Annotated in this window: 15 protein-coding genes; 10 read left to right on the top strand and 5 right to left on the bottom strand. The window is 70.0% G+C overall.

Annotated elements, in window-relative coordinates; translation table 11 throughout:
• Positions 1–145: 145 nt before the first annotated feature.
• Positions 146–511, top strand: a complete 366-nt coding sequence (locus tag HDA39_RS29005) for a VOC family protein (protein ID WP_184800510.1) — start codon at positions 146–148, stop codon at positions 509–511.
• A gap of 150 nt (positions 512–661) precedes the next feature.
• On the opposite strand, the gene HDA39_RS29000 is transcribed toward HDA39_RS29005, so the two are convergent.
• Entirely contained in the window at positions 662–1,951 is a 1,290-nt protein-coding gene (locus tag HDA39_RS29000) for an FAD-binding oxidoreductase (protein ID WP_184800508.1), read from the bottom strand.
• 74 nt (positions 1,952–2,025) lie between these two features.
• Between HDA39_RS29000 and pdxR the strand changes: the two genes are divergently transcribed.
• Positions 2,026–3,435, top strand: a complete 1,410-nt coding sequence (gene pdxR / locus HDA39_RS28995) for a MocR-like pyridoxine biosynthesis transcription factor PdxR (RefSeq protein ID WP_184800506.1) — start codon at positions 2,026–2,028, stop codon at positions 3,433–3,435.
• Positions 3,432–4,571, top strand: coding sequence for an epoxide hydrolase family protein (locus tag HDA39_RS28990; protein WP_184800504.1), 1,140 nt, complete (start codon positions 3,432–3,434; stop codon positions 4,569–4,571). The genes pdxR and HDA39_RS28990 overlap by 4 nt, the downstream gene beginning before the upstream one ends.
• Here HDA39_RS28990 and HDA39_RS28985 read toward each other — a convergent pair.
• Positions 4,565–5,191, bottom strand: coding sequence for an excalibur calcium-binding domain-containing protein (locus HDA39_RS28985; protein WP_184800502.1), 627 nt, complete (start codon positions 5,189–5,191; stop codon positions 4,565–4,567). The two genes, HDA39_RS28990 and HDA39_RS28985, sit on opposite strands and share 7 nt — an antisense overlap.
• Positions 5,192–5,379: 188 nt before the next feature.
• On the opposite strand from HDA39_RS28985, the gene HDA39_RS28980 reads away from it, so the two are divergent.
• Both HDA39_RS28980 and HDA39_RS28975 read left to right on the top strand, forming a co-directional pair.
• Complete coding sequence (locus HDA39_RS28980; protein ID WP_184800500.1) at positions 5,380–7,140, top strand: histidinol-phosphatase; 1,761 nt, start codon at positions 5,380–5,382, stop codon at positions 7,138–7,140.
• Positions 7,137–7,709: a hypothetical protein gene (locus HDA39_RS28975; protein ID WP_184800498.1), complete on the top strand. Its 573-nt coding sequence runs from the start codon at positions 7,137–7,139 to the stop codon at positions 7,707–7,709. Before HDA39_RS28980 ends, HDA39_RS28975 begins: the two co-directional genes overlap by 4 nt.
• Here HDA39_RS28975 and HDA39_RS28970 read toward each other — a convergent pair.
• A complete protein-coding gene (locus HDA39_RS28970) occupies positions 7,706–9,952 on the bottom strand; it encodes a HelD family protein (RefSeq protein ID WP_184806639.1) in 2,247 nt (748 codons plus the stop codon). The two genes, HDA39_RS28975 and HDA39_RS28970, sit on opposite strands and share 4 nt — an antisense overlap.
• 159 nt (positions 9,953–10,111) lie before the next feature.
• On the opposite strand from HDA39_RS28970, the gene HDA39_RS28965 reads away from it, so the two are divergent.
• From HDA39_RS28965 to HDA39_RS28950, 4 genes are all read left to right on the top strand, one after another.
• Positions 10,112–10,636, top strand: a complete 525-nt coding sequence (locus tag HDA39_RS28965) for an NAD(P)H-dependent oxidoreductase (RefSeq protein ID WP_184800496.1) — start codon at positions 10,112–10,114, stop codon at positions 10,634–10,636.
• 14 nt (positions 10,637–10,650) lie between these two features.
• Positions 10,651–12,369: an alpha-1,3-galactosidase-related protein gene (locus HDA39_RS28960; protein ID WP_202893149.1), complete on the top strand. Its 1,719-nt coding sequence runs from the start codon at positions 10,651–10,653 to the stop codon at positions 12,367–12,369.
• 29 nt (positions 12,370–12,398) lie between these two features.
• Positions 12,399–13,418, top strand: coding sequence for an LLM class flavin-dependent oxidoreductase (locus HDA39_RS28955; RefSeq protein ID WP_337925939.1), 1,020 nt, complete (start codon positions 12,399–12,401; stop codon positions 13,416–13,418).
• A gap of 985 nt (positions 13,419–14,403) precedes the next feature.
• On the top strand, positions 14,404–14,700 hold the full coding sequence (locus tag HDA39_RS28950; protein ID WP_184800494.1) for a YciI family protein: 297 nt from the start codon (positions 14,404–14,406) through the stop codon (positions 14,698–14,700).
• A gap of 48 nt (positions 14,701–14,748) precedes the next feature.
• On the opposite strand, the gene HDA39_RS28945 is transcribed toward HDA39_RS28950, so the two are convergent.
• Both HDA39_RS28945 and HDA39_RS28940 read right to left on the bottom strand, forming a co-directional pair.
• Positions 14,749–15,969, bottom strand: a complete 1,221-nt coding sequence (locus HDA39_RS28945; protein ID WP_184800492.1) for a hypothetical protein — start codon at positions 15,967–15,969, stop codon at positions 14,749–14,751.
• A 106-nt stretch (positions 15,970–16,075) separates the two neighbouring features.
• Entirely contained in the window at positions 16,076–16,564 is a 489-nt protein-coding gene (locus HDA39_RS28940; RefSeq protein ID WP_184800490.1) for an Lrp/AsnC family transcriptional regulator, read from the bottom strand.
• A gap of 135 nt (positions 16,565–16,699) precedes the next feature.
• Here HDA39_RS28940 and HDA39_RS28935 point away from each other — a divergent pair, with 135 nt between their 5' ends.
• The gene (locus HDA39_RS28935; protein WP_184800488.1) at positions 16,700–17,842 is read left to right on the top strand and encodes a trans-sulfuration enzyme family protein; all 1,143 of its coding nucleotides are present in this window, start codon (positions 16,700–16,702) and stop codon (positions 17,840–17,842) included.
• Positions 17,843–17,865: the final 23 nt, after the last annotated feature.

Genomic DNA, 17,865 nt, shown 5'->3' with positions numbered 1-17,865 from the left:
ACCCAGTGCGAACCACGAGTACGACGACGAACCGCCCGCACCACGGCCCACGAGGCCGGGTGCGGGCGGTTCTTTTCGTCCGTGTCGAAGGACGGTGCGGGTCTCCGACGTCTCCGGCGTGACCGATCAACCAGAGGAGACCACGATGGCCCGGCCCGTTCTGAACAGCATGCTGCTCGGCAGCACCGACCCCGACCGGCTGAAGGCCTGGTACCGCGACGCGTTCCAGGCCGGCGTCGACGGCTACGGCAACCTCGATCTCGGCGGCTTCGGTCTGGTGATCGAGCACCGCGACGACGTCGCGGCGCAGGCCCCCGAGCCCGGCCGGTTCATCGTCAACTTCGCCGTCGACGACATCGAGGCCAGCGCCGAGCACCTGCGCACCCTCGACGTCGACTGGCTGGTCGAGCCCGAGGACCGCGGTATCGGCAAGTTCGCCACTCTCACCGACCCCGACGGCAACTACGTCCAGCTGATCCAGATGAAGCCCGAGTACTACGCCAACCGCTGACGGCGAGCCCTCCGGGGCGGCGGCCTTCGGGCCCGCCCGCCCCGGCCGCGGACCCACGCCCCGGCCGCGGACCCACGCCCCGGCCGCGGACCCACGCCCCGGCCGCGGCCCCCACGCCCCGGCCACGGCCCCCAGGGCCCGGCGGACCCATCACCCCGGCAGGATGTTCTGGTTCAGGTGGAACACGTTCGCCGGGTCCCAGACCGTCTTCAGCGCCCGTAGCCGCGCGAGCTTCGCCGCCGGGAACGCCCGCCGTACCGGCTCTCCGTTGAGCGTGTTCACGTACGCGCCCGACGCGTACGGCTCGAGCCCGGCGGCGTACTCGCGCACCATCGCGATCCGGGTCGCGTCGTCGGCCGGGTCCTCCCACCGCGTCGCGGTGACGAACTCGAAGGCCGTGTCCCGGTGGCTGAAGGCAGCCGCCGCGTCCGGCACGTCAGCGATCGCTCCGCCGTACGCCTGCAGGCTCGCGCCGATCCCGGGATTGCGCAGCAACGCCCGCAGCGCCTCGTCCGGCAACGCCTTGAAGTAGTGCCCCTTCCAGTACCGCCGGAACCGGTGCCCCTGCACGTTGTCGTCCCGCGTCTGCAGCACGAGGTACGGCAATTGCTCGACCGACTCCTCGACAACGGTTCCGAGCGTGCGGAACGCCGGCAGCAGCTCCGCGCCCTCGGCCGGATCCCCGACCCACACGAACCCGACCTGTACGGCGTCGCCCACCACCGACGCGGTGAACGTCGCCTCCCGCGGCGCGGCAGCGCTCAACTCCCGCCACCCCGCCAGCACCTCGAAGCCCTCGCCGGCGCCGTACGAGAACTCCGCGACCAGCGTCCGGGTCCCCACCGCGTGCAGCCGGAACTCGAACGACGTCACGATCCCGAAGTTCCCGCCCCCACCCCGCAACCCCCAGAACAGCTCCGCGTTCTCGTCAGCGGAAGCCCGCACGACCTCGCCGTCAGCGGTGACGACCTCGTACGACACGACGTTGTCGCAGGCCAGTCCGAACCGGCGAGCCAGCCACCCCATCCCGCCACCCAGCGTCAGCCCACCGACCCCGGTGTGCGACACGTTCCCGGCGGTGGTGGCGAGCCCGAACTCCTGCGCCGCCCGGTCCAGCTCGCCGAGCAACGCCCCGCCCTGCACCCACGCCAGCCGGCGCTCCGGATCAACCCGTACGCCGCCCATCGGCGTCAGGTCGATCATCATCCCGCCGTCCGGCACCGCGAGCCCCGCGATGTTGTGCCCACCGCAGCGCACCCCGATCTCCAGCGACCGGCTCCGCGCGAACCTCACCGCCGCGGCCACTTCGGCCGTGGAAGCACACCGGGCGATGAACTCCGGACGCCGATCGACCATCGAGTTCCACACCGTCCGCGCTTCGTCGTATCCCGGGTCGCCGGCCTGCAACAGCACCGGCCGCTGGATCTCAGTCGTCGTCATCGCAGGTCTCCTTGTCCACAGGGCTGATGTCTTCACCCTGACAGCGCCCCATCGCCCGGATAAGGTCCAATTCCATGAGCCGTTCGAGGACCGGTTCCGGTACCGGTGAGCTGCTGGTCGAGATTGAGCGCAACAGCGCCGTGCCCTTGCACCAGCAGCTGGAGACCGGCATCCGCGAGCGGATCCGCGAAGGCCTGCTCCGTGCGGACGCCGTACTGCCGTCCTCCCGCGCGCTCGCGAACGACCTCGGCCTGTCCCGCGGCGTCGTGGTCGAGGCGTATCAGCAGCTCGTCGCCGAGGGCTACCTGGTCAGCCGCACCGGCGGCTACACCCAGGTCGCTCAGACCGCGCGCCCGCAGCCGGCGACCCGGGCCAACCGCCAACCGGCCGGCCCGCCGCGGATCGACTTCAAGTACAGCCGCCCCGACGTCACCCAGTTCCCCCGCGCGGCCTGGCTCCGATCCGTCCGCCGCGTCCTGAACGAGACCCCGCACCGGACCTTCTCCTACCTGAGCGGCCAGGGCGCGCTCGACCTCCGCGAGGCGCTGGCCGACTACCTCAACCGCGTCCGCGGTACGTCGGCCCGGCCGGAGAACATGCTGATCTACCACGGTTTCGCCCAGGGCTCGCGGCTGCTGTTCCAGGTCCTGGTCGCGGCCGGCTACCGACGGATCGCGCTCGAGGACCCGTCCGACTACGAGCTGCGCAACGTCGCGGTCGCGGCCGGTCTGGAGGTGGTCGGCGTACCGGTTCTCGACTCGGGCGTGGACGTCGACGCCCTCGACCGCTCCGGCGCGGACCTCGTCCTGGTCACCGCCGCTCACCAGATGCCGATCGGCGCCGTCGCGTCGCCCGAGACCCGCGCCGCGCTGGTCGAGTGGGCCGTCCGCCGGAACGCGCTGATCCTCGAGGACGACTACGACGCGGAGTACCGCTACGACCGCGAGCCGATCGGCGCCATCCAGGGCCTGGCCCCGGACCGCGTCGTCTACGCCGGTACGGCGAGCAAGACCCTCGCGCCCGGCCTTCGCCTCGGCTGGCTGATCCTCCCGGACGCACTGGTCGAGCCGATCGCCGCGGCGAAACTGGTCGACGACCGCGGCTCGTCGGTCCTGGACCAGCTGACTTTTGCCGACTTCATCGCGCGCGGCGAGTTCGACCGCCACCTGCGCCGGATGCGCCCGCGCTACCGGAACCTCCGCGATCTCCTCGTCACCCAACTGGCCGACCGCCTCCCCGACTTCAAGCCGATCGGCATCTCGGCCGGACTCCACCTGCTCACCTGGCTGCCGCCCGACCTCCCCGCCGAGGCCGTCGCCGAGGCAGCCCGTGCCCGCGAGGTCGGCGTCTACCCGCTCACGCCGTACTGGTTCACCCCGCCCGGCCCGCCGGGCCTGGTCTTCGGGTACGGCAGCCTCAGCGCGAAAGAAGTTGCTGAGGGCATCGATTTGCTGGCCGACGCGGTGGGCACTCTCAGGTCATGATCGACACCTTCCGGATCGCCGTCCCGCAGAGCGAGCTCGACGACCTCCGATGCCGCCTTGCCCGGACCCGCTGGCCCCGCGAGCTCCCCGCCGCCGACGACTGGTCCCGTGGCGTCCCGGTCAGCTACCTCCGGCAGGTCGTCGGGCACTGGCTGGACGAGTACGACTGGCGCACGTGGGAAGCCCGCCTGAACGCCTTCCCGCAGTTCACCACTACGATCGAGGGCCAGCCGATCCACTTCCTGCACGTCCGTTCACCCGAGCCGAACGCACTCCCGCTGATCCTCACCCACGGCTGGCCCGGCTCGGTCGCCGAGTTCCTCGACGTCATCGGCCCGCTCACCGACCCCCAGGCGCACGGCGGCGACCCCGCAGACGCCTTCCACGTCGTCGCCCCCTCGGTCCCCGGCCACGGCTTCTCGGTCCCTCTCGAGGACCTCGGCTGGGACCATCTCCGCATCGCCCACGCCTGGGCCACCCTGATGGACCGCCTCGACTACGACCGGTACGTCGCCCAAGGCGGCGACACCGGCTCGGTCGTCTCCCCACTGCTCGGCCAGGTCGCCCCCGACCACGTCATCGGCGTACACCTCAACGGCGGCCTGGCCCACCCGTCCACCGACCCCGGCTACCGCCCCGGCGACTTCGACGACCTCAGCCCGACCGACCAGGCCAAACTCACCTTCGCCGACCACGTCCGAGCGACCGGTACGGCGTACGCGGAACTGCAGGGCACCAAACCGCAGACGCTCGCCTTCGCCCTGAGCGACTCACCCGTCGGCCAGCTCGCCTGGATCCTGGAAAAGTTCCACGACTGGTCCGACCCGGCCCGCCCACTGCCGGACTTCGCCCTCGACCACATCCTCACCGACGTCTGCCTCTACTGGTTCACCAACACCAGCGCCACCTCGGCCACCCTCTACGGCGAACCCACCAGCCCACTGACCAAGCCCGGAGTCCCCACCGGAGTCGCCGTGTTCCCCACCGACCCAGCAATGCGCCACATCCTCGCCCGCACCCACCACCTCACCCACTGGACCGAACACCCCCACGGCGGCCACTTCGCCGCCCTAGAAGTCCCCGAGGTCCTTGTCGAAGACCTCCGAGACTTCTGCCGCCCGCTCCGCGCTCACTGACGCCAGAACGCCTCGACCACCTCCGGGGCGTACACCTTCTCGCACGGTATGCCGTTGCCGTCGGCATCCAATCGGTCCGGCATTCCCGCGTACCACCAGTACGTCACCGCTTCGCCGTACGACGCTCCGAGTGCGACCAGATCGCGGCAGAACAGGCCGTCCGGGACCGAGGCCAGTGTGCTCACCTTGCGGCCCTGCCAGTACTTCCCGACCTCGGCGCGGGAGTACTCCGGCTCGCAGGGGATTCCGTTGCGGTCGGCATCCATCCGCTGAGGCTGGCCCTGCACCTTCCAGTAGTCGACGGCGGCGACGTACCCGTACCCGCGCTTCTTCAAGTCCCGGCACAGCAGCCCCACCGGCAGTTCACGGACGTCCCCGAACGCCTTCACCGACGCCGCGGTCGAGCTCGGTCGGGGCGTCACCGGCACGGTTGCAGCCGGTGTCGGCTGGGCGACCCGGGCGGGCGCGGCGGCCTGGACCCTCGGCCCGGCCTCCTCCGGCTGGTGCATCGCCAGTACGACGAGCCCGGTGACCAGTACGGCGACGAGCCCGGCGGTGATCCCCGCGACGGCAGCGAGGAAGGCACTGCCGGCCGAGAAGCGTGTGCCCGAGTTCCCCATGGTTTCCCCCTGCTCCCAGTGAAGCCACCCGGCGCCGGGTTGTCCATGGTTGGAGGGCAAACGCGACATGGTCGCAAAAGAAGGGCGACGGGGCAACCAGTGGTGCCGACGGTTCATCGGGAGAACACCTTCACGTCATGAAGAAAGGCGATGATCGCGCCGGATTCCGCCATCCGAGAGGACGCACGATGGGACACTCCCACGACCACAGCGGTCACGGCCACGGGCATGGACACGGCCATGGGCACGGCCACGAGCACGACCACCACCACCCGAACACCGAGCTGGACGCCACGACGCTGGCCGCGCTGGACGAGTCGATCCCGGACGCGGACCTCTCGCCGTCCGAGGTGAGCCGCCGGTCGCTGCTGCGCTCGGCCGGCATCCTCGGCGGTACGGCGGCGCTGGCCGTCACCGGCGCGCAGGCGGCCGCCGCCGCGACGCCGAAGAACGTGCCGGGCTGGATCTTCCAGCGGCACAAGCGCCCGAACGTCTGGCTGGCCGGCGACCACCACATCCACACGCAGCTGAGCTCGGACGGCATGTACCGGGTGATCGACCAGGCCCGCCACGCGTCGGCGTACGGGCTGGACTGGCTGGTGATCACCGACCACGGTGGCGCCACCCACGCCCGGATCGGCGTCGACCTGGTCAACCCGCAGATCAAGGCGGCCCGGAGCGAGCTGAAGAACACCCTGATCTTCCAGGGCCTGGAGTGGAACATCCCGGCCGCCGAGCACGGTACCGTCTTCGTCGCGCCGGGCAGCCGCGAGGTCGAGGTCCTCAAGCAGTTCGAGAACAGCTACGACGGCAGCGTGAAGAACGCGAGTGGGAACACCCCGGCCAACGAGCAGCTCGCGGTCTCCGGCATCCAGTGGCTCGGTCAGCAGGTCGACCGCCGCCGGGTCCAGGACGCGCTGTTCCTGGCCAACCACCCGGCCCGCAACGGCATCGACAGCCCGCACGAGATCCGCAACTGGCGCGACGCCGACCCGCGGATCGCGATCGGCTTCGAGGGCGCGCCCGGCCACCAGGCCGCCGGTCTGCCGGCCTCGATCGGCGGCGCCTCGGCCCGTGGCTTCTACGGCAACGCGCCGGGCGCGAACTCCTTCGCCGGCTACCCGGCCGAGTCCTACCGGACCTGGGGTGGCTTCGACTGGATGACCGCGACCGTCGGCGGTCTGTGGGACAGCCTGCTCGCCGAGGGCAAGCCCTGGTGGATCAGCGCGAACTCCGACAGCCACGTGAACTGGAACGAGACGGCCCGCCGCCCCGACGGTTCCGACCAGGCCCAGTTCGACCGCGACGGCCGCTACATGGACCCGGTCTACGGCAACACCGTGAACCGGACCGCGGGCGACTTCTTCCCCGGCTACTACAGCCGCACCCACGTCGGCGCCGACCGCCGCGACTACCTGTCGGTGATGGAAGGCCTGCGGGCCGGCCGGATGTGGGTCGACCACGGCATGCTCGCCAAGGGCGTCGAGGTCGAGGTCCGCGAGGTCGGCCACCGGTACGGCGAGCCGCTCGGCGGCGCGCTGACCGTACGGCGCGGCCGCGCGGTCGAGCTGGTCGTCCGGATCACCGCCCAGACGATGCCGAACTGGTCGAACTTCGTCCCGAAGCTGAACCGGGTCGACGCGATCCGCGGCGCGGTCAAGGGCACGGTCAGCAACCGCGACACGTTCACCGCTCCCGACACCAAGGTCGTCCGGCAGTGGGACACCTCGGGCAAGCGCGGCACGTTCGAGCTGGTGCTGCCGCTGGGTCGCGCCGAGGAGCCGTTCTACGTCCGGGTCCGCGGCACCGACGGCAACCGCAGCCAGCCGGGCTACCTCGGTACGGCGATCGACCCTGCGGGCCCGCAGTTCGACGTGGTCGGCGACGCCGACCCGTGGGCGGACCTGTGGTTCTACACGAACCCGATCTGGGTGCTCCCGAAAAAGTGATCATCGCCGTCGACGCGGGCAGCCGCGACACCGCCGCGGCCGAGCACGTTCTGCACGAACTGCTCGGCCCGGCGCCGACCCCGGTGATCGCGTGCACGCACATGATCACCGGGGGCGAGACCCCGCACCTCGCCGTCTCCATCACCGCGCCGACGGACGAACTCGAGGACCACGTCCGCGCCTGGTGCACCGACCACGGCGCGGGATCGGCCTTCACCCACCCCGGCGCGACCGCCCCCGACCTCGCCGGCCCGAGCAACCTGGTGCGCGGTGCGTACGTCGCCGCGGTCGAGACCGCCCTGGGCACCGGTCGCCTGGTCCGCTGGCCCGGCCGCGAGCACGCGTACGGCGTACAGACGGCTGCTGATCTCCGCGCCAAGGCCGGGATCGACTACGTCGAGGCGATCGGCGGCCTACCGATCACCGACGCCACCGTCATCGACACCCGCGACTTCGTCCGGCCCGTACGCCGTGAAGGCCAGATCGTTCTCCAGGTCCAGCCCGCGGCCGGCGGCGTCCTCATCCCCTTCGAAGCCGAACACCAGCAGAAGTGCTGCGCCGACCACTAACTCCTGATGTCCCAGGCGTCTGACTCGGCCAGCACTTCAGGCAACTCGCCGATCACGCCGAGCCGCTGCGTGCAGCGCGTCAGCGCGACGTACAGGTCGCGCAGGCCGCGCGGCGACTCGAGCATGATGCCCTCGGGATCGACCACCAGGACCGAGTCGAACTCGAGCCCCTTCGCACCGGCGACAGTCAGCACCGTCACATCCGCCAGCTCGCCGACCGCTTCCTGCACGAGCTCCAGCCGCAGCCGTGAGGTGATCACCCCGACCTGCCCGTGCTGGACCTCCTCGCCGGCGACCTTGCTGACGTACGCCGCCTGATCAGCCGGTACGACGTCGACGTGCCACGGCTTCACCCCGGTCGACCGGACCGACTCCGGCGCCTTCACCGTCGGATCCACCAGCTGCAGCACGTGCCCGGCCAGCTCCATCACCTCGGCCGGCGTCCGGTAGTTCATCGTCAGCTCCGCGAGCCGCCAGCGATCGCCGAAGCTCGACGCCAGCGCCTGCTGCCAGCTCGTCCCGCCACCAGCCGCGCTGGTCTGCGCGACGTCGCCGACCAGCGTCATCGAGCGCAACGGGCACCGCCGCGCGATCGCCCGCCACGCCATCGGCGACAACTCCTGCGCCTCGTCGACGATCACGTGCCCGTACGTCCACCGCCGATCCACCGCGGCCCGCTCGGCCAGCGTCCGGTCGTCGTCCGCCTCGTACCGCTCGGCCAGCGCCTCCGCGTCCAGGAGGTCCCGCGCGGTCAGCACCTCCGACTCGTCGTCCTCGTCGAAGTCCGTCGACCCCGACCCGCTCAGGACGTCGAGAGACCCTTGCGCATAAGCGATCGCGCGCGCCCGCTCCGCCTTCAGCCGGGCCGCCTCCTGCCCGTCGTCCCCGAGCAGCTCGGCCGCCTCGTCGAGCAGCGGTACGTCGGCCGGGCTCCAGTCGTCGCCGTACCGGAGCAGGTGCTCGCGATCCAGCTCGCTCAGCTGCGGAGCCGCCTCGGCGAGGCGGCGCTCGTCGCCGTACAGGTCGACCAGCAGTTCGCGGGGGCTCAGGTTCGGCCAAAGACGATGCAACAGCTCCTGCACGGCCGGCTCGGCGATCACCTCCTTGCGCAGCTCGGCCAGGTCGTACTCGTCGAGCAGGTTCTCGCCGCCGAGCGGGTCGGCGCCGATGATCTCGGCATACTGGTCGACGAGCGCGTCGACGATCTCGGTCAGGAAGAACGGCCGGGCCTGGTTGTGCGTCAGCCGCCGCTCGCGCGCCCTGGCTCGCGCCTCCTCGGCGACGGTCGGGTCGAGCCGCAGGACGGTCCGGTCGACGGTCACCTCGAGCGGCTTCGCCGGCACCCACTGCCGGTCCGCGACGGCCTGGGCGATCACCTCGGCCATCACCGCGCGGCCCTTCACCTCGCCCGCCTCGGCGGACTCCGGCCGGGTCGCGGTCAGACCGGGGTACAGCTCGGCCAGTGTGACGAGACGAACACCGTCCTCACCCAGCGACGGAAGCACCTGCCCGATGAACTTCAAGAACGTCGGATTCGGCCCGACCACGAGAATTCCGCGCTTTTCCAGCTGATCGCGATGGGTGTACAGAAGGTAAGCGGCCCGGTGCAATGCGATGGCGGTCTTTCCCGTTCCGGGACCGCCTTGAACGACCAGTACGCCGGGCAGCTCGGAGCGGATGATCCGGTCCTGGTCGGCCTGGATCGTCTGCACGATCGACTCCATCGAGCCGGTCCGGCGGGCCTCGAGCGCCTTCAGCAGGACGGCCTCGCCCATCACGCCGGTCCCGAGTCGCGACTCACCCTCCGCCGTCCGGCCGAGATCGAGCTGCTCGTCCTGGACGTCGACCACCTTGCGCAGCCGGCTCTGGATGTGCCGACGCCGTACGACGCCCTGGTTGTGCACGGCTGTTGCCACGTAGAACGGGCGCGCGGCAGGCGCGCGCCAGTCGACGAGCAGCGGCTCGTAGTCCTCGTCGTGCAGGCCGATCCGGCCGAGGTGCAGGACCTCGCCGTCGCTGTCGTCGAGCCGGCCGAAGTACAGGCCCTCCTCGGCGGCGTTCAGCCGGGCGAGCCGGGCGTTCAGGTCACGGACCCGGCCGTCGCGCTGGTGCAGAGCCTGCGCGTTCCGCGTCCCGGCCACCTGCTCGCTCTCGCGCCGGGTCTCGGCCTGGCCGCGCTCGCGGTCCAGCGCCGCGTAGAACGTGGTCAGGTGAAACTGTTCGGACTGGACCGGATTCTGCAATTCCAACCCCTTGTGATAAAATGCCGCAAGTCGGCTCCCAGAACAATTCTGGTTGATCCCACAAATCCTCGATTTTAGCGCATTTCCTCCTTTCCGCCAGGAGTCGTTCCGTGGACGGGCTTGACCTCAAGTCGGGTTGAGGTATTACCGTCCGACGACGTGACCGTTCATCCGCTCCGCCTCGCCCTCCTCGTCCGCAGCGCGGAGGCCAGTCCGTTCTGCCGGACGCTGATGACCTGGTTCAGCCGGCAGGTGGACCTCCGGGACGACTTCAAGCTCGACCTCGTCGACCTGTCGCGCACCGGTGACCTCCGGCAGCGCATCGCTGACGCCGACGCGGTCGTGATCATCGCCCCGGAGTACAACCACGCCTATCCCGGCGACCTGAAGACCGCGATCGACACCGTCCGCGAGCCCTGGTACGGCAAACCGATCGGCTTCGTCGTGTACGGCGGCCGCTCGCGCGGACTGCGCGCCGCCGAGCAGTTGCGCCTCGTCTTCGGCGAGCTGCACGCCGTCACCGTCCGCGAGACGCTCAGCTTCCAGCAGTTCCCCGGGTCGGCGGATCCGGAAGAGCTCGACGACGACGCCACCGCCGCGGCCGCGACCGCCCTGCTCGACCAGCTCGCCTGGTGGGCCCGGGCTCTCCGCGACGCCCGCGCCGCGTCGCCGTACCCGGCCTGATTAGCTAGGCCCTCGTGACCCACGTAGTCGACGTCACCGCCTTCGGCGCGGACCTTGGCGGTATCCAAGACAGCACCCCGGCCGTCGTCGCCGCGCTGGCGCACGCGGGAGCCTTGGACGGCCCGGTCCGCCTTCTGTTCCCGCGGGGTCTCTACCAGCTCTACCCCGAGCACGCGGTCGAACGGGAGTTCTACATCTCCAACACCGTCGGCGCCGATCAGGCCCACCGGCACAAGCGCTTCGCCTTCCTGATCGAGGACCTGGCGGACCTGACGATCGACGGCGACGGCTCGTCGTTGGTGTTGCACGGTCTGATGGGGCTGTTCGCGGTGGTCCGCTCGGAGCGCGTGACGATCAGCAACTTCGCCTTCGACACGGTGGCGCCGAAGGTCGTCGACGTGACGGTCGCGGAGGCCGGGCCGGCGTACCGGGTGCTGAGCATTCCGCCGGGCAACCCGTATCTGGTCGCCGATGGGTTGACCTTTCTTGGCGAGACCAGCCCGGCCGGTACGCCGTACTGGCGGCACACCACCGACGAGATGTGGTACTCGCAGATCCACGATCCGGTCGCTCAGCGGACCTGGCGTGGACCGAACCCGCTCTTCGCCGAGGTCGCGGGGCTGACCGATCTCGGTGATCACCGGGTGCGCGTCGACTACGCCTCCGCGGTCGTCCCCGAAGACCTCGGCCTCGTCTACCAGCTGCGCGAGCCCACCCGCGACACGGCGGCCGGGTTCATCTGGGAGTCCGCGCAGGTCACAGTCACGAACCTGAAGGCCGGTTACCTGCACGGCTTCGGCATCGTCGGCCAGCTCAGCGCCGACATCACTGTGACGGACAACGAGTTCCACGCCGACCGCTCGATCGGGCGCAGTACGGCGGCGTTCGCGGACATCCTGCAGCTGTCGGGTGTGCGCGGCACGGTGACGATCAGCGGCAACCTGTTCGACGGCGCGCACGACGACCCGATCAACGTGCACGGCACGTACGTCGAGGTGGTGGAGGTGGATGGAACCCGGCTCGGGCTGCGGTACATGCACGACGAGACCGCGGGTTTTCCACAGTTCCACCCCGGTGATGCCGTCGAGCTGGTCGACAAGCTGACGATGGCCGGCGCCGGTCAGGCGACGGTCACCAGGGTCGACGGTCCGACCGGGATCGACAGCAGCAAGCCGCTGACCACGATGACGATCACGCTCGACCGCGCCGTACCCGCCGCGGTCGTGCCCGGCGGTCATGTCGTCGAGAACCTCACCTACACGCCGAGCGTGCGGATCGCCGGGAACACCTTCCGCAACATCCCGACCCGCGGGGTCCTGCTCACGACGCGGGGGAGCAGCGTGATCGAGGACAACGTGTTCGACGGGATGAGCATGGCGAGCAGCTACGTGTCGGCCGACGCGCACCAGTGGTACGAGTCGGGGCCGGTCCGGGATCTCGTCGTCAGGGGCAACCAGTTCCTGCGGCCGGCGACGCCGGTGATCTGGTTCGACCCGACGAACCAGATCGAGGGCGAGCCGGTGCACCGCGGCGTACGGATCGAGGACAACGAGTTCCGGCTGACCGGCGACGGCGAGGTCCTGCGCGCGAAGAGCGTCGGCGGGCTGGTCTTCACCGGCAACCGGGTGGCCGGCGGCGAGCCGTCGTACACGTTCACCGGGTGCTCGGACGTGACGGTGGACGGCGAGCCGGTACGTCGTACCGGCGCGGCTCCCGGCCCGGCGGTGGAATAGGTCGGCGGACCGGCCGGTTGGGGTTGTACGTGACGAGTGAAGCGATGCCGCTGTCCGTGCTCGACCTGTCTCCCGTGCCGAGCGGGACCAAGCCGTCGGAGGCGTTGCACGAGACGCTCGAACTGGCGAAGAGCGTGGAGGCGGCCGGCTACAGCCGCTTCTGGCTGGCCGAGCACCACAACATCCCGAGCGTCGCCAGCTCCACGCCCGAGGTGATGATCGCGGCCGTCGCCGCCGTCACCTCGACGATCCGCGTCGGCTCCGGCGGCATCATGCTCCCGAACCACTCCCCGCTGAAGGTCGCCGAGACCTTCCGCGTCCTGGCCGGCCTGCACCCCGGCCGGATCGACCTGGGCATCGGCCGCGCGCCCGGCACCGACCAGCGCACCGCGCTCGCACTCCGCCGCAGCCGCGAGGCCCTCGCCGCCGACGACTTCCCCGACCAGTACGCCGAACTCCGCGCGTACGCCGAGGGCTTCCCCGCCGACCACCCGTTCGCCCCGATCACCGCGCAGCCGTCCGACGTACCGCTGCCCCCGGTGTGGATCCTCGGCTCCAGCACGTACGGCGGCCAGGCCGCCGCGATCCTCGGCACCGGCTTCGCCTACGCCGGCCACTTCGGCACCCTCGACCCCGCCGGCGTGATCGGCAAGTACAAAGAAATCTTCCAGCCCTCCGCCGAGCAGTCCGAGCCCCACGCGATCCTCGCCCTCGCCGCGATCGTCGCCGAAACCGAAGAACGCGCCCAGCAGCTCGCCCAGGCCAACGCCCTCTCCATGCTCCGCCTCCGCTCCGGCCGCCCCGGCCCCCTCCCGTCCCCCGAAGAGGCCGCCGCCTACCCGTGGTCCGAGGGCGAAAAGGCCGCCGTCGAGGAATGGACCAACGTCGTCTCGGTCGGCACCCCCGACCAGGTAGCCGCCGACCTGGGCCGCCGAGCCAACAAGGCCGGCGCCGACGAACTCATCATCACCACCGCCATCCACGACCCCGCCGAACGCCGCCACTCGTTCACGCTCCTGGCGGAGGCCTGGGGCCTGAAACCCCGCTGAGCTGGTAGGGGTTGCTCCCACCCGACCGTCGCCCACCCGGCGGTTTCCGTCCAGCGCCTCTCATCCACGCCTCTCGCCCGGTGCCCGTCCCACGCCTCCCGCCCGGTAGTCCGACGCCGCGGCCTTGCCTGGCTTCCCTCCTACGGCGCCGACCCTCGGCCGCCGCACCGACGAGCCAGTAGTCGCCATGGTGGCGGCAGCAACCGGGGACCTAGGACAGAAAACGGGGACCGCGGACAAGCTATTAGATGTTCGAGGTCCCCATCAGTTGTTCACGCACACCCGCTCGCCGTCCAACCGAGCCAGGCCGGCGGGCTGGCCCGCGCGACTCACCCTCACCAGTTGGCCACACCCACCAGACCCATCCAGCGCCATCACTTCCTCCCAGGCCCGCGACCCGCTCAGGAGCCGAGCCGACCGGCCCTGGCGCAAGCCTCCCCCCAGCAACCTCGCTCACCGGCCGCCCCAGCACCGCTCACGACCACGCTCACCAGCCCGCCCATCACCCGCAGCCTCCGCCCAGCCGACCTCCGCCCAGATGACCTTCGGGGGCATCCGCACATAGCCCTCCCACCCGGGGGCCACCACCTGACCCCCACAGCAACGGCAGCCGGCACGGTCCACCCCATAGGGCGGCAAAGCACAACCATCGCGAACCGGGAAGCGGTCCGGTGCAGCCCCAGCGAACGCCGTACGGCGACCGCCCGCCCTCGCCTGCTCTCTTGTTGCACGACTGGTCCCTTGTTGCACCACTGACGCCGTACAACGCACCAGTGGTCACATAAGGGACCAGTCGTCGAAGAATGCAGCAGTGGATCGTTCGAGCAGCCGGCCGCGGGTTCCCACCTGACCTCACGCTTGGAGAAGCGGCAGCTGACGGAGGGCCGTACCAATCCGCCCCGCACCCCAGCAGCGAGCCCTCCCACCCATAGCCCTCCCACCCGGGGGCCACCACCTCAGCCCCAGCAGGACCTAGCATCGGAAGATGTACTTCCTGGTTCTGCTGCAGTTGCTGCCGGACGCTCCGGCGGACGTGCCTGCGCATGAGCCCTTCATCGACAGCCTGATCGAGCGGCACCTGGTGCTGCTCGGCGGTGGGTTCGGCTCCGAGCCCGTCGACGGTGTCATCGGCGGATACCTGCTGCACGTCACCGACCAGGCTCAGGCCGAGGCCATCGTCGCCACCGACCCGTACCTCACCAGCGGCGCCTGCACCGCCACCATCACCCACTGGGACCTGGTCGGCATCGACAGAGAAGCTATCGACCATGATTTTGACTGAATTGCCAGAGTCAGAACACCCGGCGCACGGGTACGTGAGCGCCGGGTGTCAGTTGGTCGGCAGCTGCTTCAAGATCAACTGTCGGCTCGCGCGGCGAGCGCTGAGGACCGTGCCCTTCTCGAAGTCGAACAGAGGATCTGGCACGAACAGGCTCATCGGTCCCCAACCCTCGACCCGTAGCTCAGCGCCATGAAGCTTGCCTTGATGCACCGTTCTCGAGCGCTTCGCGTAGGCGGTGGCGAGAAGCTCGACCTGCTCAGGCTTGAGGACTGGGCGAATGGCCTCCTCGAACCGCGCTCGGCTGCCGATGACCGACTTGCACTCCTCGCAGCGATCAGGCTTCCTGTCGAGTTGCGCGATCGTCTCGATGGCCGCGATGAAGCAGACGAGTGCGATCGAGGGATTGTGGGCGGTCAGGCCGAGGCCCTGGTAATGCATGACGAGGGCATCACGTGTTCTGGTCCGCCGCATCACCTCGGACTCGGCCTTCTCCAGCCAGCGGGGTACCACCACGGACTGTCCACGAGCGAGCGGATGGTCATCCTCGATTCGTTTCCATCCATGACCCATGAGAGGAGCTTCACCCTCCCAGTGGACGCCCGACTGCCTTGGGCCTTCTCGAATCCTCCAATGGCTGTCCCATTCCAGCGAGAGCAAGGCCACAAGCACACTGACGCGCTCAGCTGTCCGCCAATCGCCGTCCTGGCCCCAGGCATAGCACGACGCGACACCCGACAGTTCGATCGGCCAGTGGAAGCTCGGCATAACCATGACGCCGACGTCGCTCATTGTCGCTGACCTGTCTTCACTGATGCAGCCGTCGAGAAGTCGGAATTGCAACTCAGACCGGTCGGCTGACGGAGTCAGCTTTTGGGCGAAGGCCACATCCGACGGGGATTGGGACAGGATGGCGACCCACTCCACATCAGCTCTCTTTCCGAGTGTGCTCAAGCTGTGTTCGATGCATTGCTGCCAGACAAGAAGTTCCTCGCCCTCCGAACCGAGGCCGGCCGCGTACAAGATCAGGTAGCCGTCGTGGCTCACGATCCAGAGTCTCGGGAGTTCTTTTGAGCCAGAAGTGTTGAGGCAGTACTCGTCAACCCGTCCGATCGCAGGCACGTAGACGGTCCGTGAGCTGTAGCCGTAGTCGAGCCTGTCTCGCATGAACGTGATGAGTCGATGCAGGAACTCGTCCTTGGCTGTGTTCTCTACCGCAACGCGGGCGAGGCCGGGGATAGGTACGACCCAGTCAGGGATCCAGTCGGTCATGTTGTTCCCCCAGAAGCGCGGTGCCGCTTGGGCTGCAATTGTCCTTGAGTTGGATCTGTTGACCCATCCCACTTGATCTCCGGTTATCCACAGGCCTATCCACAGGTCACGGTCTGACGTGTTCGAAGATCAGGCTGGTCTCCGCGTGGACCACCGCGGGGTCCGCCGTCAGGTGGTCGAGGACGAAATCACGCAGCGCGTCAGGCGACTCGGCGGCCACGTGCAGCAGGTAGTCGTTGGCGCCGCTGACGTGGAACAACGACAGGACGCCGGGTAGCCGCGGGACCATCGCGCGGAAGCGGTCGATCTCGTCGCGGGAGTGCGCGCCGATCCGGATCGCCACCATCGCCTGCAGCGGGCGCCCGAGCGCGGCCAGGTCGACGTCGGCGTGGAATCCGCGGATCACCCCGCGGTCGCGCAGCGCGCGCACGCGCGCCAGGCAGGTCGACGGGGCGATCCCGGTCGCCTCGGCGAGCGCGTTGTTCGGCATCCGGCCGTCCGCGGTGAGCAGCCGGACGAGCTCCAGGTCGACCTCGTCGAGCCCCGGGGGGACCGGCCGGGGGGCCGGTCCGGGGGTCCGGCGATCCTTCGGCATGACCTTACTGTAAGGGCCGTCCACAGAATCCACAGCGTGTGGACAGACCTGTGGACGAATTTTCTTCGGAACTCTTGCCCCAAACTCGCAGAAGATTCCACCCTTGGCGCACCGCAGACGGACCAAGGAGGCTCGATGACCGCATCGGACACCCGCGCCGTGCACGCCGGCCGCGACGACCTGACCGCGCTCGGCGTGCACGTCCCGCCGATCGACCTGAGTACGACGTACCCGCTGACCGACCTGCAGGCGGGCGGCGCGGCGTACGACCGCCTGGCGACCGGCGGCGACCCGGCCGGCGGCAGCCTCGTCTACCAGCGGCTGTGGAACCCGAACGTCGCCCGCCTGGAAACCGCCCTGGCCGAGCTGGAGACCTGCGACGGCGCAGTCGCGTTCAGCACCGGCATGGCCGCGCTGGCCGCGGTCCTGCTCGCCACGGTCGCCTCCGGCAAGCCGCACGTCGTTGCCGTCCGACCCTTGTACGGCGGCTCCGACCACCTGTTGTCCACAGGCCTACTCGGTACGACGGTCAGCTGGGCAACCCCCGGCACCGTCGCCGGCGAGCTCCGCCCCGACACAGGGCTCGTGCTCATCGAGACCCCGGCCAACCCGACCGTCGAGCTCGTCGACATCGCCGACGTGGTCCGTCAGGCGGCCGGCGTACCGGTGGCTGTCGACAACACGTTCGCGACCCCCGTACTCCAGCAGCCCGCCCAGCACGGCGCCACGCTCGTGCTGCACTCGGCCACGAAGTACCTGGGCGGCCACGGCGACCTGATGGGCGGACTGGTCGCCGGCCCGGCGGAGTGGGTCGCCAGGATCCGCCAGATGCGTGCGGTGACCGGGGCGCTGCTCTACCCGCTGGCGGCGTACGAGCTGCACCGGGGGCTGCAGACGCTGCCGGTGCGCGTCCGCGCTCAGCAGGCCGGTGCGGCGAAGGTGGCTGACTGGCTGAGCACGCACCCGGCTGTGGACAAGGTCTACTACCCCGGTCTGCCCGAGTGTGATCCGCGCGGGCTGGTCGGTCGGCAGCAGAGCGGGCCGGGCGCCGTACTGGCGTTCCGGACGAGCCGGGCCGACCAGCTGCTGGCCAGGCTCGAGCTGATCACCCATGCGGTGTCGCTGGGCGGTGTCGACACCCTCATCCAGCACCCGGCCGCGCTGACCCACCGCCTGGTTGCCGAGGACGCCAAGCCCGACCAGGACCTGCTCCGCATCAGCATCGGCCTGGAGGACCCCGAGGACCTGGTCAAGGACCTCGCGCAGGCCTTGGCCTAGCAGCCGCCGGGGCCCGCAGTTCG

Origin of the sequence: Kribbella italica (assembly GCF_014205135.1) — a bacterium.
Taxonomy (GTDB): domain Bacteria; phylum Actinomycetota; class Actinomycetes; order Propionibacteriales; family Kribbellaceae; genus Kribbella; species Kribbella italica.
Note: the sequence above shows the minus strand (reverse complement) of the source record. Positions and strands in the feature narration are given on the sequence as shown.

Bases quoted from the DNA above. Each gene is read 5' to 3' on its own strand.
- HDA39_RS28945 (WP_184800492.1), bottom strand. From the start codon at position 15,969: ATGACCGACTGGATCCCTGACTGGGTCGTACCTATCCCCGGCCTCGCC.
- HDA39_RS28940 (WP_184800490.1), bottom strand. From the start codon at position 16,564: ATGCCGAAGGATCGCCGGACCCCCGGACCGGCCCCCCGGCCGGTCCCC.
- pdxR (WP_184800506.1), top strand. From the start codon at position 2,026: ATGAGCCGTTCGAGGACCGGTTCCGGTACCGGTGAGCTGCTGGTCGAG.
- HDA39_RS28980 (WP_184800500.1), top strand. From the start codon at position 5,380: ATGGGACACTCCCACGACCACAGCGGTCACGGCCACGGGCATGGACAC.
- HDA39_RS28950 (WP_184800494.1), top strand. From the start codon at position 14,404: ATGTACTTCCTGGTTCTGCTGCAGTTGCTGCCGGACGCTCCGGCGGAC.
- HDA39_RS28985 (WP_184800502.1), bottom strand. From the start codon at position 5,191: ATGGGGAACTCGGGCACACGCTTCTCGGCCGGCAGTGCCTTCCTCGCT.
- HDA39_RS29005 (WP_184800510.1), top strand. From the start codon at position 146: ATGGCCCGGCCCGTTCTGAACAGCATGCTGCTCGGCAGCACCGACCCC.
- HDA39_RS29000 (WP_184800508.1), bottom strand. From the start codon at position 1,951: ATGACGACGACTGAGATCCAGCGGCCGGTGCTGTTGCAGGCCGGCGAC.
- HDA39_RS28935 (WP_184800488.1), top strand. From the start codon at position 16,700: ATGACCGCATCGGACACCCGCGCCGTGCACGCCGGCCGCGACGACCTG.
- HDA39_RS28990 (WP_184800504.1), top strand. From the start codon at position 3,432: ATGATCGACACCTTCCGGATCGCCGTCCCGCAGAGCGAGCTCGACGAC.